This is a genomic window from Thioclava sp. F36-6 (assembly GCF_002020305.1).
GTDB lineage: Bacteria > Pseudomonadota > Alphaproteobacteria > Rhodobacterales > Rhodobacteraceae > Thioclava > Thioclava sediminum.
Window position 1 is genome coordinate 1,312,942 of sequence record NZ_MPZX01000002.1, and the last position, 14,798, is coordinate 1,327,739.

Here is a 14,798-nt window from a genome sequence, read left to right on the forward strand (position 1 = left end):
GCCTCAGGGCGATTGCGGCGGCCCCGGCTCGATCTCGTAGTAATCGCCCTTATCGGCCACGAAGATGTGCTCCGCCATCGAAAGCCCTGTCGGCAGGTCGAGCGTGCCCGCCGCGATCGAGATGCGCCCCTCACCGTCCAACCGCCAGAACACGGAGCTGCCGCAGAATTGGCAAAAGCCCCGCTCCGCCGTCTCGGAGGAGCGATACCAGCGCAGCCCGTCGCGGTTGATCAGCACAAGCTGATGGTCGTCGATTTGCGAGGAGGCCCAGATATGGCCGGAGGTTTTGCGGCATTGGCTGCAATGGCAGGCCAGCACGGGCCGCATGTCGCCCTCGACCTCGTAGCTGACCGCCCCGCAGAGGCACCCGCCGGTATGTTTCATGGCTTCCTCACAAATGTCCGAACACGTCTTTCAGAATCCCCTCCAGCGCCGCCGCATCCTCTTCGGTGAAGGCATCCGGCTGGTCGCTGTCGATATCGAGCACCGCGATGAGACCACGCTGCGCATGGACCGGGATCACCAGTTCCGAGCGGGTGGAGCTGGCGCAGGCGATATGGCCCGGGAAGGCCTCGACATCGGGGACCAGCTGCGTGCGCCCTTCGCGCGCCGCCGCCCCGCAGACCCCGCGCGAAAACGGGATCACGAGGCAACCATGCCCGCCCTGATAGGGGCCGATCTTCAGCAGTTCCGGCTCGGTGACCCGGTAGAACCCGGTCCAGTCGAAGCGGTCATCCGCGTGATGGATTTCGCAGGCCAGCGTCGCCATCAGCGCGACCTCGTCGGTCTCGCCTTCGGTCAGCGCGGCGATGCGTTTAGCCAGATCATCGTAATCCACGCTCATACCCGTTCGATCGCGATGGCCGTGCCCTCGCCCCCACCGATACAGATCGCGGCCACGCCGCGCTTGAGATCGGCCTTTTCCAGCGCATTGAGCAGCGTCACGATGATCCGCGCGCCCGACGCGCCGATCGGATGGCCAAGCGCACAGGCTCCGCCATTCACGTTCACCTTGTCATGCGAAATGCCCAGCTTGTGCATGAAGGCCATCGGCACGACCGCGAAGGCCTCGTTGACCTCCCACAGATCGACGTCATCGACCGTCCAGCCGAGCTTCTTCAGCAGCTTCTCCGCCGCCGGCACCGGCGCCGTCGGGAAATCGGCGGGCGCCTGCGCATGGCTCGCATGGCCCAGGATGCGGGCGCGGATCGGCAGGCCCTCGGCCTTCGCCGCAGCCTCCGAGGCCAGCACCAGCGCCGCCGCCCCGTCCGAGATCGAGGACGAATTCGCCGCCGTCACGGTGCCGTCCTTGCGGAAGGCGGGCTTGAGATGCGGAATCTTGTCGGGGCGCGCATTGCCCGGTTGCTCGTCGATCGCGACCACGGTCTCGCCTTTGCGGGTCTTCACGGTCACCGGCGCGATCTCGTCGGCGAAGGCCCCGGATTTCTCCGCTGCAACGGCCCGGTTCAGCGACGCCATCGCGTAATCGTCCTGCGCCTCGCGGGTGAATTGGAACGCCTGCGCGCAATCCTCGGCAAAGGTCCCCATCAGACGCCCCTTGTCATAGGCGTCCTCCAGCCCGTCGAGGAACATATGATCGAGCGCCTGAGCATGGCCCAACCGAGCCCCTGCGCGCATCTTCGGCAGCATGTAGGGCGCGTTGGTCATGCTCTCCATGCCGCCCGCGACCATCACCCCGGTATGGCCGAGCGCGATCTGGTCATAGGCCACCATCGCCGCTTTCATGCCCGAGCCGCACATCTTGTTCAGCGTCGTCGCGGGCACCTCTTCGCCAAGCCCCGCCGCGAAGCCTGCCTGTCGTGCGGGCGCCTGCCCCTGACCTGCGGGCAGCACGCAGCCCATCAGAACTTCCTCGATCCGCGCAGGCGCGACGCCTGCACCGTCCATCGCCGCCTTGATGGCGGCCCCACCCAGTTCCGACGCAGGCACAGCTGCAAACACGCCCTGCATTCCGCCCATCGGCGTGCGCGACGCTCCGACGATCACCACGTTTTCCATGATATCCTCCAAAATTCTGTCCCACGGATACCGAATGGTAAGCATTGCCGTCTAGCCTTCCCGTCAGATCAACCGTGGGAGTCGGACATGAACCTCACTGCCGAAGCGCTGGAAGGCGCGCTTGTCGTCCATCTTGCCGAGGCGCGGCTGGATGCTGCCATCGCGATCCGGTTCAAGGAAAGAATGCGCGAGGTGACCGTGCAACCGGCGGCGCGGGTGCTGCTGGACCTCTCGAAGGTGGAATTTCTCGACAGTTCCGGGCTGGGTGCGGTGGTGGCGGTGATGAAATCGCTCGCGCCAAACCGACAGCTGGAGCTTTGCGGGCTGACGCCGAATGTCGCGAAGGTTTTTCGCCTGACCCGGATGGATTCGGTGCTGCCGATCCACGCCGACATCGAAGCCGCGCTGGGGGAGGGCCGGAAATATGCGTGAGCGCGTCAGACCGAAATCACCCCCCAGCACCCCGCGCCCAAGCCCGCACCCGCAGCAGACGGAAGTGCGGGTCTTCAACCTCAGCTTCGCGGCGACACCGATCGCGGTGCGCGACGCGCTGCGGGCCGCCGTGGCGCGTTTCATCCGTCTGATGACCGAGGAAGAGGCCGGGACGCTCGAATTGATTCTCGCGGAAATCCTCAACAACATCGTCGAGCATGGCTACGGCGATAGCGGCAAAGGCACGATCTCGCTCTCCGTCGCGCGCGACGGTAAGGGGCTCACCTGCTCGGTCAGCGACGACGGGGTCGCGCTGCCCCCGGCCTGCCTCGATCTGGAAGACCGCGACCCGGAACGGCCCGACCCGACCAGCCTGCCCGAAGGTGGTTTCGGCTGGTTCCTGATCCGCGATCTTGCGACCGATCTGGGCTATCACCGCGAGGAGGGGCGCAATCTGCTCGCCTTCCGCATGCCGCTAGACCCGATCGAAATTCGACAGGCGGGATAAGGCCCCTGCCCGACCCGGAGCCTTGCACCGTGGGCGGCGCGGTTCAGTTCAGTTCAGTTGGAATTGCAGCCGGTAGGAGCCATTGCCGAATTCGCCGAAGAGATCCTCGAGATCGGGATGGCTTACCGGCTCGCCGGAGAAATCCGCGACGAGATTCTGTTCGGACACATAGGCCACGTAGTAGCTCTCATCGTTCTCGGCGAGCAGGTGGTAATAGGGCTGATCCTTGGACGGGCGCGACTCCTCGGGAATCGCGTCATACCACTCCTGCGAGTTGGAGAAGATCGCATCGACATCGAACACCACCCCGCGGAACGGGTGGTTGCGATGCCGCACCACTTGGCCGATGTGATATTTCGCGTGCGTGGTATGCATATCTATCCTCATACCTTAATTCTAAATCGTGAAACCGCTCAGGTCCACGTTTTCGCCTCATTTCCGCCGGAAACAGATTGTCCGATTCGTCGCGACAGTCCGCTGATCCTGTGCGTTTCCCGGTTTTCGAACGGGCCAATTACGCATAGACTGACAAAAAACAAGGCCGTCAGAGCAAAGAAGAGCAGCTATGAAGAAATACCTCGCCCTCGGCGTAGTGCTTGCGGTGGCCGCCTGCGGAGGCGGACCGTCCAAGCCCCCGCGCAATCTTGATGACGCCTGCGCGATCATCAAAGAACGCCCGCAATACTTCAACGCCATGCGCCGGACGGAGGCCCGCTGGGGCGTGCCGGTCGCCGTGCAGATGGCCACGATCCACCAGGAAAGCAAGTTCGACGGCAATGCGAAGACGCCGCAGCGCTTCGCGCTCGGGATCATCCCGTTGGGCCGTCAAAGCTCCGCCTATGGCTACAGCCAGGCCCTGGACGGCACTTGGGACGAGTATCGCGAAGACACCCATCGCTTCGGTGCAAGGCGCAACCGCATCTCGGATGCCACCGACTTCATGGGCTGGTACATGGACGGCACGCAGAAGAAGCTCGGCATCTCCAAGGCCGACGCGCGCAACCAGTATCTGGCCTATCACGAAGGGCGCGGCGGCTACTCGCGCGGGTCACACCGGTCGAAATCCTGGCTTCTTGCCGTCGCCAACCGCGTCGCATCCCGCGCGCAGATGTATCAGATTCAGCTGCAATCCTGCCGGCGCTGAGCAATCAGCGCCGCTGGGCCAATGCCTGATCGATGGAGAACATCGACGTGGCGAAGTTGCCGCCCTTTTGCAGGTTGTTCAGGATCGTCGTGGTCTTCTCGCCCGACTGGTTGGTGATGACCCATTGGCGCAGCTCGACCGGCCCGTCGGTGAAGACCAGCTGAATATTCCCGTATTCGGGATGCTGCGGATCCTGTGCGGTTACGATCGTCTTCGGCCCGTCCGTCGTGTAGCCGACGACCATGCCGTTGCGATTCAGGTCGATATTGCGCCCGAGGATCAGGTTCAGCGGCGTCTTCACCAGCGGATATTGCTCCGGCGGCTGGTTCGATTTCGGATCGAACACCGCAACCCGGTTGGCCGAGGCCAGCACGAGCGTCTTGTCGTTATTGTACTGAAAGCGCGCCCGACCGGGCCGCTTGATGAACAGCTTGCCGGTCGAGATCGACCCGTCCGAGTTGACCTGCGTGAAATCCGCCGAGGCGGAGGTCAGCGAGTTCAGATAGGACGATATCTGATTCAGCGAGACTTTCCCGGCCGAGGCCGGAAGGGCGAGCGCCAGCGTGAAGATCGCGGCGAGCAGGATGCGGATCTGTTTCATGACCATAGATTTAGGCACTCCTTGCGAAAGCGGAAGTCCCGCCGTAACGCGCCAATCGCGCTGCGGGTCCGTCTTGAGCGCATTTGCGCCTAACAGGGGATGTCATTCAATAACAGCGCCCCCGTATCGGATCACTGCGCCCGGCGGTCGTCCCGAGTAAGGGGCCCCTGAAACGCAAAGCGCCCCGAGGTCTCCCCCGGGGCGCGTCGCATTTCTGATTGTGACCGGCTTACTGCTGCTCGGGCACGAGGATTTCGCGCTTACCGACATGGTTGGCCGAGGACACGATGCCCTGATCTTCCATCTGCTCCACGAGGCGCGCGGCCTTGTTATAGCCGATGCCCAGCTTGCGCTGGATGTAGGATGTCGAGCATTTGCGATCCTTTATCACGATGCCCACCGCCTGATCGTAGAGCGCATCCTCGCCGCCGGTATTGCCGCCGGTGTTGAGGCCGAGCACCGCGTCGATATCGCTCGCTGTGTCGTCATCGGGGCCTTCGACCACGCCCGACATGTATTCCGGCGGACCGAAGCTCTTGAGGTGGTTGACGATTTCTTCGACTTCCTCGTCGGACACGAAGGGCCCGTGGCAACGGGTGATCTTGCCGCCGCCCGCCATGTAGAGCATGTCGCCCATGCCCAGAAGCTGCTCGGCGCCCTGCTCGCCCAGAATGGTGCGGCTGTCGATCTTCGACGTCACCTGGAAGGAGATCCGGGTCGGGAAGTTCGCCTTGATCGTGCCGGTGATGACATCGACCGAGGGGCGCTGCGTGGCCATGATCAGGTGGATCCCCGAGGCCCGCGCCATCTGCGCCAGACGCTGGATGCAGGCCTCGATCTCTTTGCCCGCGACCATCATCAGGTCGGCCATCTCGTCGACGATGACGACGATATAGGGGAAGGGCTCGGGTTGGAATTCATCCGTCTCGAAGATCGGCTCGCCGGTCTCTTCGTCGAAGCCGGTCTGCACGGTGCGCTTGAACATCTCGCCCTTGTCGAGGCTTTCCTTCACGCGGCCGTTGTAGCCCTCGATGTTGCGCACGCCCATCTTGGACATCTTGCGGTAACGCTCTTCCATCTCCGAAACGACCCATTTCAGCGCGACGACCGCCTTCTTCGGGTCGGTCACAACCGGCGACAGCAGATGCGGAATGCCGTCATAGACGGAGAGCTCGAGCATCTTCGGGTCGATCATGATCAGGCGGCACTCTTCCGGCGTCAGACGGTAGAGCAGCGACAAGATCATCGTGTTGATCGCCACCGATTTACCCGAGCCGGTCGTCCCTGCGATCAGCAGGTGGGGCATCTTGGCGAGGTTGGTCACGATCGGCTCACCGCCGATGGTCTTGCCCAGAGCCAGCGGCAGCTTGATGTTCTTGTCGTCGAAATCTCGCGCCGAGAGGATCTCGCGCAGCACGACCTTTTCGCGGTGATCGTTCGGCAGTTCGATACCGATCACCGAGCGGCCCGGCACGGTCGAGACACGTGCCGACAGCGCCGACATCGAGCGGGCGATATCGTCGGCCAGACCGATCACGCGGCTGGCTTTCAGACCCGGCGCGGGCTCGAGTTCATACATCGTGACGACGGGGCCGGGGCGGACCGAGACGATCTCGCCCTTCACGCCGTAATCGTCGAGCACGGTTTCGAGCATCCGCGCGTTCTCTTCCAACGCCTCGTCGGAAAGCTGGTGGCGCTGGATCGTCGTGGGGTTGGTCAGCAGCGACAGCGGCGGCATCTCGAAGGGCGCGGTTTTCGGCTTCTCGAAAGCCATCTTCGGCTGCGCCTCTTCGATCGCACGACGCGAGGGGGCTGCGGGTTTCGCCGCAGGCTGCACGACGCGCTTCGGCTCGGGCTGCTTGATGACCTGACGGTCGAGACCACGCGCGGAGGCCGGGATCTCCGGCACGACGTCTTCCTCGATCCATTGCGCAGCGCCCGACTCGTCGAAGGAGTGCGGCTCGCCTGCGTAGAAATGCTCGGTGCGCATGTCGCGGGGATCGGCCTCGAAGCCTTCGTAATCCGGGTGGGTCCAGTCGCGGCTGTCGTCGCCCGTATAGTCATAGTCCTGCGCGACCTGCTCTGCCGACGTCATTCGCGGCTCGTCGGCACCGGCATAGGCCATTTCGGGTGCATGCTCGGGGGCGGCAGCGGCCGGCGCGCCAAAGCCCGGCATGAAGCGCGGCTTGGCCTTCAGCGGCGGCTCGGCGCGCAGTTGCGGCTCGGCCCGCAGCGGCGGTTCCTGATGCACGACCTGCGGCTGGCGCGGTGCGCGCGCGAGGCGCTTGGCGACGGCGGCCAGCACCGAGGCCGACGGACGCGGCGGCTCCGGCTCGGGGTCGGCGAAAGTCTCGGGCATATCGTGATGCAGCGGGGCCTCGGGCTCGGGCGCGTAATCGGTCACGATCGGCGCCGACTTGCGGTTCTGCACCGCTTGGCTGATCCGGGCGCGAATGCGATCCTCGGTCGGCGCCGCAGGCTGCGGCTGGTCGTCCCAATAGGGCTCGGTCTCGAACAGTTCGGGCGAGGCATCATAGGGATCGTAATCGGGTTCCACCGGGCGACGGATGCGCGACAGGAAGGACGGGCGTGCCGCCGGGGCCGCTTCGACCTCGGGTGCCCAGTCATGCGCGGCGTAGGCCTGCTGCTCTTCCCATGCGGCTTGTTCTGCAGCACGTTCGGCTGCTTCGGCGCGACGCTGACGCGCCCGCTCTGCCGCCGAGCGAGCCCCCGTGACCGAGGCCGACGCCCCACGGCCGAGAACGTTCATCGCGCCGACATAGATCGCGACCGTGCCCAGCCACATGAAGCGCGTGATTGCTTGCAGCTCAGGCTTGGTGAAGCCGAGAACGAAGGTCGCCATGGCCAGCATCGCCGCGGCGAGGACCAGCGACAGAAGCTTCAGCCCGACCACGCCCGAGATCGGAACGATCCCCAGCATCGCGCCCGCGATCATGTCGCCGAAATGCCCACCGAGGCCGAAGGCCTGACCCCATTGATCGCCCGGCACCAGAAGCGCCGCGTAAACGGCGGCGACGGCCACGGCGATCGGGAAGAAGATCATCCGCGACACGAGGCGCTCCTCGCCGCGATGGGTGATCATACGCAGCCCCCAAGCCACTAGCGCCGCGGGCAGCAGCCACGCGCCGTGCCCGACGATCACGAAGAGGGGCGAGGCGATCCCGGCACCGATCCGGCCCAACCAGTTCTGCACAGGCTCATCCGAGGCTGCCATCCAGCTTGGATCTTCGGGGTGATAGGAGAACAGCATCATCGCGGCGAGCAGGCCGAAGACGACCAGCAGCCCCCCTACCAACTCCTTGCCACGCCGTTCCAGAACGGCTTGCGTGTCCTGATCGAAAAGCGGATCGCGCTGTCGAACCTGATAAGATGCCATAACCTACCGTCCTCAACCGTATAGGCAGTCGCGGAGCTGCATCAGCCCGCGCTGCGTTTCTGCTTTTGGAGCGACCAGAGCCACTCTGATATATTTCTGGCCGGGGTTTTCCCCGTTCACCTCGCGCGCGAGATAGGCGCCCGGCAGCACGCGAATGCCGGTCTCTGTCCAAAGCTTGAGCGCCGCTGCCTCCCCGTCTTCGACGGGAAGCCAGAGGAAGAAGCCGCCCTGCGGCAGCTGGAAGCCATCGACGCCGTCGAAGATCTGTCCCGCGATCTCGTATTTCTCGGCGTAGAGGCGACGATTTTCCGTGACATGAGCCTCATCCGCCCAAGCCCGCTCGGCCACGCGCTGCAACGGTTGCGGCAGCGGCGCGCCGGCATAGGCGCGCAGGCGACGGATATGTTTGATGCTTTGCGGCCCCGCGGCGAGGAAGCCCGAGCGCAGACCCGGCAGGTTCGACCGCTTCGAGAGCGAATGGAAGATCACTACGCGCTCGGGGTCGATGCCCTCCTCGGCGGCTACCTGTGCCGCACCGGGCGGCGGGGCCTCGCGCCAGATCTCGGAATAGCACTCGTCGGCGAAAACGATGAAATCGTGCTTCTCGGCCAGATGCAGCAGATCGGCCAGATAATCGCGGCTCGCGACCGCGCCCTGCGGGTTCGAGGGCGAGCACAGATAGGCCACGGTGATGCGGTCCAGCACCTCGGGCGCAAGTGCCGAATAATTAGGCAAAAACCCCGTATCAGCGCCTGCAGGCACGAAAACCGGCTCCGCGCCGACCGCTGCCGCCGCCACCGCGTAGACCTGATAGAACGGGTTCGGGATCGCGATCACGGGCGTTTTGCCGCGTTTCGTCTCGGGCGAAAGCGCCATCGCGGCGTTGTAGAGACCCTCGCGGGTGCCGTTGAGCGCCATGATCCGCTCGGGTCCGATCTCGACCGAATAGCGCCGTTTCAGCCAGCCAGAGATCGCGTCCAGCAATTCGGGCGTGCCGTCATTGGCGGGATATTTCCCAAACTCTCCAAGGCTTTGCGCGATCACATCGCCGACGAACTCGGGCATGGGATGGCGCGGCTCACCGATGGACATGGCCAAGACGTCGCCGCCCGGTTCATGCGAATCGAGCAGCGCGCGCAAACGCGGAAATGCGTATTCGGGCAGGTTCGAAAACCGCTCGGGAAAGTCCATCTGTGCCTCATCGAATGGGGTCTATGTCGCCCCTTATTGCCGACGAGGTTACAAAAGCTCCGCCGTTTCGTCCAGAAAAAGACAAGCTCCAGAGCGGGTTGACCACAAGAAATGTGGTTTTCAGGCCAGCGACGATTCGGCGGCCATGCCCAAACGCAGCAACCGATCCTCCGTCATCGGCGGCGCCATCAGCGAAATCCCGCAGCTTGGGATGCCCGTCGGAAGGTTGAGCGCGCATAGCCCCAACACGTTGCCGATCCGGGTGTTGCGCAGCGCGAGCACGTTCTCTTCCTGGAAATAGGCCTTGTCGCTTAGAAGACGGCGCACATCGGGCGGCAGGATCGGCGAGGTCGGCACCAGCACGGCGTCATATTCCGCGGTCGCCTCCAGATAGGCGGCGCGGTAGCCCGCCAGTTCGTGCCAGCCTTTCGCGTAATCCGAGGCCAGCGCGTCGCGCCCGCTGCGGAACCGCTCGAGGATCGCCGCGAACATCTTCTCGGGCGCGGCTTCGATCTCGTGCTTCCATTCGCCATAGGCTTCGGGAGCGAAGAGAACACCGGAAAGATCCATCGCCGGGCGCACCATCGGCAGGCCCCGGCGCTCGATCACCGCGCCCGCCTTGGCGAAGGCCTCGACGGCCCGCTCGAAGCCCTGCACCGGCTTTTCGCGGGTGCCCTCGAAGGGCAGCCCTTCCAGCACCAGAAGCCGCTTCCCCTTGAGGCTCGCGTCACGCAGATCGGGCGCGTTGCGCCGTTCGAGCAGCGCAAAGACATGAGCGGCATCCTCGACATTGCGCGTGATCGGCCCGACCGTGTCGAAGGTCCGGCACAGCGGCACGACACCTTTCGTCGTGATCCGCCCATGAGTCGTCTTGAGCCCGACCAGATCGTTCCACGCCGCCGGAATGCGCACCGAGCCGCCCGTGTCCGAGCCAATCGCCGCCGCCGCCAAGCCGCGTGCCACCGACAGCGCCGCACCCGAGGACGAACCGCCCGGCGCGAGCTCGGGATCATGGATATTCGGCGGCGTCGCGGTCATCGGGTTCACGCCCAGCCCAGAGAAGGCCAGTTCGGTCATATGCGTCTTGCCCAGACAGACCGAGCCGCCCAGCGTGGCTTCGGTCAGCACATCCGCATCGCGCTCGGGCACACGCCCGGCCAACAGTCGCGAGCCCGCCTCGGTCGCGACCCCGGCGGTGTCGTAAAGGTCCTTCCAAGACAGCGCGACCCCGTCGAGCATCCCGCGTCTGGTTCCCTGCTTGGCGCGTTGATGCGCGGCCATCGCCTCGTCGCGCGCCCGCTGCGGCGTGAGACGCGCATAGATGTCCTCCGAGGCTTCAGCCGCCTCCAGATAGGCCTCGGTCTGCTCCACCGGATCGAGCTGACCGGCGGCAATCGCCCGCCCTTGTTCCGCAGCCCCTGCCAACCGCCATTCCATGCCCGCCTCCTTCGTTCTTTCCGCCACGCTAGCGACAGTCCCGCGCATGGACAATCCCGCTTCCAGCGCCATAGTAAGCGCCATGAAACACGATTCAGACGTCATCATCGCGGGCGGCGGGCTCAACGGCCCCGCCTTGGCGCTTGCACTGGCCTCCGCCGGCCTTTCCGTGACCCTTGTCGACGCCGCCCCGGCACGCCAGCGCGCGACCGACACGTTCGACGGCCGCGCCTATGCGCTGGCGATCGCGTCGCAGAAATTGCTGCGCGCGATTGGCGTCTGGGACGGGCTGGCCGATCAAGCGCAGCCGATGATGGAAGTGAAAGCCGCCGACGGTCACGCGGGCGAAGGGGCGGCCCCGTTCTTCCTGCATTTCGACGCGCGCGAGCTGGATCAGGCGCCGGTCGGCTACATGCTGGAGGACCGCTACCTCTATCGCGCTTTCCTCGATGCGATGGAGGCGAGCGACAAAATCACGCTGCTGCACGAGACGCAGGTGACAGGCCAGCAGGTCGTGCCGGGCGGGGTCGAGGTGAGCCTGTCCACCGGCAAGACCCTGACCGCGAAGCTGCTGATCGGCGCGGACGGTCGCCGCTCAGGCGTGGCCGAACGCGCCGGGATCACCCGCGAAGGTTGGGGCTACGGCCAGACCGCGCTGGTGGCCGCGGTCGAGCACGAGAAACCCCATAACGGCATCGCGCAGCAGTTCTTCATGCCGACCGGGCCGCTCGCCATCCTGCCGCTGAAGGGCAACCGGTCCTCCATCGTCTGGAGCGAGACGGAAGAAAACGCGAAGACCATTTCGGCACTGGATGACGAGGATTTCCTCGCCGTGCTGCGCCCGCGCTTCGGGGATTTCCTGGGCGAGATCAAACTGGCCGGGCCGCGGTTTTCTTACCCGCTGAACCTGACGCTTGCGAAAGCCTATGTCGCGCCGCGCGTGGCGCTGGTGGGCGATGCGGCGCATGGCGTGCATCCGATCGCGGGCCAAGGCCTGAACCTCGGGCTACGCGATGTGGCGGCGCTGGCGGAGATCGTGGTGGAGGCAATGCGCCGCGGCGAGGATATCGGCGCCGAGGACGTGCTGGAGCGCTATCAGGGCTGGCGGCGCTTCGACTCGACCTCGCTCGCGCTTGGCATGGATACGGTGAACAAGCTGTTCTCGAACGACAATCCGCTGCTGAAAGCAGGGCGCGATCTGGGGATGGGGCTGGTGCAAGCGATCCCGGGACTGCGCCGCGGGTTCATGCAGCAAGCGGCGGGCCTGTCGGGCCCCCTGCCCCGCCTGTTGCAGGGCCGCGCGCTGTAAGCGACGCGCCTTACTCGTCGATCCGGCGAGCCTCGTCTGCCAGCAAGATCGGAATCCCGCCCCGGATCGGGAAGGCCAGCTTTGCGGGCTGCGAAACCAGTTCCTGCTTCTCGGCATCGTATTTCAGCACCGCATGGGTCAGCGGGCAGACGAGCGCCTCCAGCATGTGCCGGTCGAACAGCGGCTTCTCGCGAGCCGTTTCGCTCTCAGTCTCGTCGCTCATTGCAACCGCTCCTCTCCGCCGCCATGCAGCGCATATTCGATCAGGGTCACCAAGGTCTCGCGCCGGGTGGCCAGACAGGGCGCCTCTAGCAGCGCCTGCTTGTCCTCCGGCTCCAGCGGCAACAGCATCCCGAGCGAGTTGATCAGCAACTCGTCATCGGCATCTTTCAGCGTTTCCCAATCGGTATCCAACCCCTGCGCGTGGAAAAACTTCGCCAGCAGGTCGAGAAATTCGTCGCGGTCGAAACCGTTGTCATGCTCGGCCGCACCCAGATCGCGCTCGAACCCGGCCCAGCTGACCTCAGCGCGGATATAGGGCGTGAAGCCCTCGATCTGTTTCACGATGCGATAGCGCGAGATCCCCGACAGGGTGATCATGTAGCGCCCGTCCTCGGTCTCGGAGAACCCGGTCAGACGGCCCGCACAGCCGATCGTGTTGAGGTGGTTCTGCCCCTCCGGCCCCTTGATCGGCTGGATCATCCCGATCAGCCGAGACTTGGTCTTCATGCAATCTTCGATCATCTGCAGATAGCGCGGCTCGAAGATATGCAGCGGAAGCCGCGCCCGGGGCAGCAGCAGCGCACCGGGCAGCGGAAAAAGCGGAAGGATTTCGGGCAAGTCGCCTTTCTTCATCATGCGGATGAAACTAGCGCGACCCTGCCCTCAGGCAAATATCATCGACGACAGACGACGGCGGCCTTTTGCCACGATAGGATCGTTCGGCTTGAGCGCGTCGAAAATGGTGAAAAGCTGCGTCTTCGCGGCCTCGTTGTCCCATTCGCGATCCCGGCGGAACAGCTCGAGCAGCTGGTCCACGGCCTCTTCGACATTCCCCGCCGCATAAAGCGCCTGCGCATAGTCGAAGCGCGCCTGATGATCGTCGGGATTGGCCTCGACCTTGGCTTTGAGATCGTCGAGCGGCCCGGCCGATTGCGCCTGTTTCGCCAGATCGAGCTGCGCGCGCGCCGCCTCCACCGGGGCGCTGTCGGACAGTTTCGGGGGCACGGCGGCCAAAGCCGCGCCTGCCGCGTCCAGTTGATCCAGCGCGATGCGCGCGCGGATCAGGCCGCCATGGGCCTCTGCCAGCTCGCCATCTTCTTCGAGGATCGCCGCGAAGGTCTCCGCTGCGTCTTCCGCCGCGCCCTCGGCCAGCATGGCTTCCGCCGCCTCGACCGCATCGCCCAGACCATTGCCGGTCTCGCCACCGGATGCTTCGATCAGCTTGGCCACGAAGCTCTTGATCTCGGAGGGCGGCAGCGCACCCTGGAACCCGTCGATCGGCTGCCCCTGCCAAAAGGCGTAGACGGTCGGGATCGACTGCACGCGCATCTGGCCTGCGATCATCTGGTTCTCGTCGACATTGACCTTGGCCATCACGACCGCGCCTTTCGCGGCTTCGACCTCGGCTTCCAGCGCCGGGCCGAGCTGCTTGCACGGGCCGCACCACGGCGCCCAGAAATCGACGATGACCGGCACGGTCTGCGATTTCTCGATCACCTCGGCCATGAAGTTGGCTTCGGTCACGTCCTTGACGTATTCGCTCTTGCCTGCGGCCTTGGCGCCGCCACCCAGTTCCAGCATGTCCGTCTCCCGAAATTGCGGAGGATTTGCTTTCCTATATGGCCTCGGATGGGCCGAACGCAAACCCGTTTGACCGCGGCGCGCTGCCGCAAGCGATTACAGATCGAAGGTCGCGAAAACCGGCGCGTGATCGGAAGGCTTCTCCCAACCGCGCGCAGCCCGCAGCACCCGGCTACCATGAGCCGCGTTCGAGATATCCGGCGTCGCCCAGATGTGATCGAGCCTGCGCCCCTTGTCGGCGGCATCCCAGTCGCGCGCCCGATAGGACCACCACGAATACAACAGCCCCTCGGGGATATCCTGCCGGGTGATGTCCACCCATTTGCCCGCTTCCATCGTGTCGTGCAGATGCTCGACCTCGATCGGCGTGTGGCTGACGATCTTCAGAAGCTGCTTGTGGCTCCAGACGTCATCCTCGCGCGGAGCAATATTCAGATCGCCCACGAGGATCGATTTCTGCGGCGTTTCCGCTTTGAAGTAATCGCGCATCTGAGTGAGGTAATCGAGCTTCTGCCCGAACTTCTCATTCACCTCGCGGTCCGGCACGTCGCCGCCTGCGGGCACGTAGAAATTATGGATGGTCACCCCGTTCTCGAGCGTCCCCGCGACATGGCGCGCGTGCCCGAGATCGGCGAAATCATGGGCGCTGTTCTCTTCCATCGGGATTTTCGAGAAGATCGCGACGCCGTTATAGCCCTTCTGGCCGCGCGCGACCATGTGGGTGTAGCCCAGCTCTTTGAACCCTTCGAGCGGGATCTTCTCGACCGGGCTCTTGCACTCTTGCAGGCAGAGGACGTCGGGTGCCTCTTCCTCCATCAGCTTGCGCACCAGCCCCTCGCGCAGCCGCACCGAGTTGATGTTCCAGGTCGCCAGCGTGAAGCTCATCTCATTCTCCCGTTCCAAAAGCCGCGCGATCATGTCGAAGGGCGGCCGCTTGCGCAACCGCCCCTGTTCCTC

At 64.7% G+C, this 14,798-nt stretch carries 16 protein-coding genes; 4 read left to right on the forward strand and 12 right to left on the reverse strand.

Annotation, left to right across the window (positions count from 1 at the left end; all coding sequences use genetic code 11):
• Positions 1-3: 3 nt before the first annotated feature.
• From BMI88_RS13535 to BMI88_RS13545, 3 genes are read right to left on the reverse strand one after another with little or no spacing between them, the layout of a single operon-like run.
• On the reverse strand, positions 4-384 hold the full coding sequence (locus tag BMI88_RS13535; protein WP_078549441.1) for a GFA family protein: 381 nt from the start codon (positions 382-384) through the stop codon (positions 4-6).
• A gap of 7 nt (positions 385-391) precedes the next feature.
• Complete coding sequence (locus BMI88_RS13540) at positions 392-844, reverse strand: GAF domain-containing protein (RefSeq protein ID WP_078549443.1); 453 nt, start codon at positions 842-844, stop codon at positions 392-394.
• Complete coding sequence (locus tag BMI88_RS13545) at positions 841-2,019, reverse strand: acetyl-CoA C-acyltransferase (protein ID WP_078549445.1); 1,179 nt, start codon at positions 2,017-2,019, stop codon at positions 841-843. Before BMI88_RS13545 ends, BMI88_RS13540 begins: the two co-directional genes overlap by 4 nt.
• A gap of 87 nt (positions 2,020-2,106) precedes the next feature.
• On the opposite strand from BMI88_RS13545, the gene BMI88_RS13550 reads away from it, so the two are divergent.
• Both BMI88_RS13550 and BMI88_RS13555 read left to right on the forward strand, forming a co-directional pair.
• Positions 2,107-2,451 carry an STAS domain-containing protein gene (locus BMI88_RS13550; RefSeq protein ID WP_078549447.1) on the forward strand — a complete coding sequence of 115 codons (345 nt, stop codon included), beginning with the start codon at positions 2,107-2,109 and terminating at the stop codon, positions 2,449-2,451.
• Positions 2,452-2,515: 64 nt separating this feature from the next.
• Entirely contained in the window at positions 2,516-2,959 is a 444-nt protein-coding gene (locus BMI88_RS13555; RefSeq protein WP_168173986.1) for an ATP-binding protein, read from the forward strand.
• A gap of 48 nt (positions 2,960-3,007) precedes the next feature.
• On the opposite strand, the gene hspQ is transcribed toward BMI88_RS13555, so the two are convergent.
• On the reverse strand, positions 3,008-3,334 hold the full coding sequence (gene hspQ, locus BMI88_RS13560) for a heat shock protein HspQ (RefSeq protein ID WP_078521487.1): 327 nt from the start codon (positions 3,332-3,334) through the stop codon (positions 3,008-3,010).
• Between the two features lie 190 nt (positions 3,335-3,524).
• Between hspQ and BMI88_RS13565 the strand changes: the two genes are divergently transcribed.
• Positions 3,525-4,103 carry a lytic transglycosylase gene (locus BMI88_RS13565; RefSeq protein WP_078549451.1) on the forward strand — a complete coding sequence of 193 codons (579 nt, stop codon included), beginning with the start codon at positions 3,525-3,527 and terminating at the stop codon, positions 4,101-4,103.
• 4 nt (positions 4,104-4,107) lie between these two features.
• On the opposite strand, the gene BMI88_RS13570 is transcribed toward BMI88_RS13565, so the two are convergent.
• The 4 genes from BMI88_RS13570 to BMI88_RS13585 all read right to left on the reverse strand — a co-directional run bounded on the left by BMI88_RS13570 (position 4,108) and on the right by BMI88_RS13585 (position 10,729).
• The gene (locus tag BMI88_RS13570; RefSeq protein ID WP_078542610.1) at positions 4,108-4,704 is read right to left on the reverse strand and encodes an outer membrane lipoprotein carrier protein LolA; all 597 of its coding nucleotides are present in this window, start codon (positions 4,702-4,704) and stop codon (positions 4,108-4,110) included.
• Positions 4,705-4,933: 229 nt separating this feature from the next.
• Positions 4,934-8,101, reverse strand: coding sequence for a DNA translocase FtsK (locus BMI88_RS13575; RefSeq protein ID WP_078549453.1), 3,168 nt, complete (start codon positions 8,099-8,101; stop codon positions 4,934-4,936).
• Positions 8,102-8,113: 12 nt separating this feature from the next.
• On the reverse strand, positions 8,114-9,292 hold the full coding sequence (locus tag BMI88_RS13580; RefSeq protein WP_078549455.1) for an aminotransferase class I/II-fold pyridoxal phosphate-dependent enzyme: 1,179 nt from the start codon (positions 9,290-9,292) through the stop codon (positions 8,114-8,116).
• Between the two features lie 120 nt (positions 9,293-9,412).
• On the reverse strand, positions 9,413-10,729 hold the full coding sequence (locus BMI88_RS13585) for an amidase family protein (RefSeq protein ID WP_078549457.1): 1,317 nt from the start codon (positions 10,727-10,729) through the stop codon (positions 9,413-9,415).
• An 82-nt stretch (positions 10,730-10,811) separates the two neighbouring features.
• On the opposite strand from BMI88_RS13585, the gene BMI88_RS13590 reads away from it, so the two are divergent.
• Entirely contained in the window at positions 10,812-12,038 is a 1,227-nt protein-coding gene (locus BMI88_RS13590) for an FAD-dependent monooxygenase (protein ID WP_146673569.1), read from the forward strand.
• Between the two features lie 10 nt (positions 12,039-12,048).
• Here BMI88_RS13590 and BMI88_RS13595 read toward each other — a convergent pair whose 3' ends face one another.
• From BMI88_RS13595 to BMI88_RS13610, 4 genes are all read right to left on the reverse strand, one after another.
• Positions 12,049-12,261, reverse strand: coding sequence for a Trm112 family protein (locus tag BMI88_RS13595; RefSeq protein ID WP_078542531.1), 213 nt, complete (start codon positions 12,259-12,261; stop codon positions 12,049-12,051).
• Complete coding sequence (locus BMI88_RS13600) at positions 12,258-12,896, reverse strand: LON peptidase substrate-binding domain-containing protein (RefSeq protein ID WP_078549461.1); 639 nt, start codon at positions 12,894-12,896, stop codon at positions 12,258-12,260. The genes BMI88_RS13595 and BMI88_RS13600 overlap by 4 nt, the downstream gene beginning before the upstream one ends.
• A 27-nt stretch (positions 12,897-12,923) precedes the next feature.
• Positions 12,924-13,841: a co-chaperone YbbN gene (locus BMI88_RS13605; RefSeq protein WP_078549463.1), complete on the reverse strand. Its 918-nt coding sequence runs from the start codon at positions 13,839-13,841 to the stop codon at positions 12,924-12,926.
• Positions 13,842-13,937: 96 nt separating this feature from the next.
• Entirely contained in the window at positions 13,938-14,726 is a 789-nt protein-coding gene (locus BMI88_RS13610) for an exodeoxyribonuclease III (protein ID WP_078549812.1), read from the reverse strand.
• Positions 14,727-14,798 lie beyond the last annotated feature (72 nt).

Excerpts from the sequence above, each read along its gene's own strand:
- BMI88_RS13580 (WP_078549455.1), bottom strand. The coding sequence starts at position 9,292 with ATGGACTTTCCCGAGCGGTTTTCGAACCTGCCCGAATACGCATTTCCG.
- BMI88_RS13565 (WP_078549451.1), top strand. The coding sequence starts at position 3,525 with ATGAAGAAATACCTCGCCCTCGGCGTAGTGCTTGCGGTGGCCGCCTGC.
- BMI88_RS13605 (WP_078549463.1), bottom strand. The coding sequence starts at position 13,841 with ATGCTGGAACTGGGTGGCGGCGCCAAGGCCGCAGGCAAGAGCGAATAC.
- BMI88_RS13600 (WP_078549461.1), bottom strand. The coding sequence starts at position 12,896 with ATGATGAAGAAAGGCGACTTGCCCGAAATCCTTCCGCTTTTTCCGCTG.
- BMI88_RS13570 (WP_078542610.1), bottom strand. The coding sequence starts at position 4,704 with ATGAAACAGATCCGCATCCTGCTCGCCGCGATCTTCACGCTGGCGCTC.
- BMI88_RS13610 (WP_078549812.1), bottom strand. The coding sequence starts at position 14,726 with ATGAGCTTCACGCTGGCGACCTGGAACATCAACTCGGTGCGGCTGCGC.
- BMI88_RS13540 (WP_078549443.1), bottom strand. The coding sequence starts at position 844 with ATGAGCGTGGATTACGATGATCTGGCTAAACGCATCGCCGCGCTGACC.
- BMI88_RS13595 (WP_078542531.1), bottom strand. The coding sequence starts at position 12,261 with ATGAGCGACGAGACTGAGAGCGAAACGGCTCGCGAGAAGCCGCTGTTC.
- BMI88_RS13545 (WP_078549445.1), bottom strand. The coding sequence starts at position 2,019 with ATGGAAAACGTGGTGATCGTCGGAGCGTCGCGCACGCCGATGGGCGGA.
- hspQ (WP_078521487.1), bottom strand. The coding sequence starts at position 3,334 with ATGCATACCACGCACGCGAAATATCACATCGGCCAAGTGGTGCGGCAT.
- BMI88_RS13550 (WP_078549447.1), top strand. The coding sequence starts at position 2,107 with ATGAACCTCACTGCCGAAGCGCTGGAAGGCGCGCTTGTCGTCCATCTT.
- BMI88_RS13590 (WP_146673569.1), top strand. The coding sequence starts at position 10,812 with ATGAAACACGATTCAGACGTCATCATCGCGGGCGGCGGGCTCAACGGC.
- BMI88_RS13585 (WP_078549457.1), bottom strand. The coding sequence starts at position 10,729 with ATGGAATGGCGGTTGGCAGGGGCTGCGGAACAAGGGCGGGCGATTGCC.
- BMI88_RS13535 (WP_078549441.1), bottom strand. The coding sequence starts at position 384 with ATGAAACATACCGGCGGGTGCCTCTGCGGGGCGGTCAGCTACGAGGTC.
- BMI88_RS13575 (WP_078549453.1), bottom strand. The coding sequence starts at position 8,101 with ATGGCATCTTATCAGGTTCGACAGCGCGATCCGCTTTTCGATCAGGAC.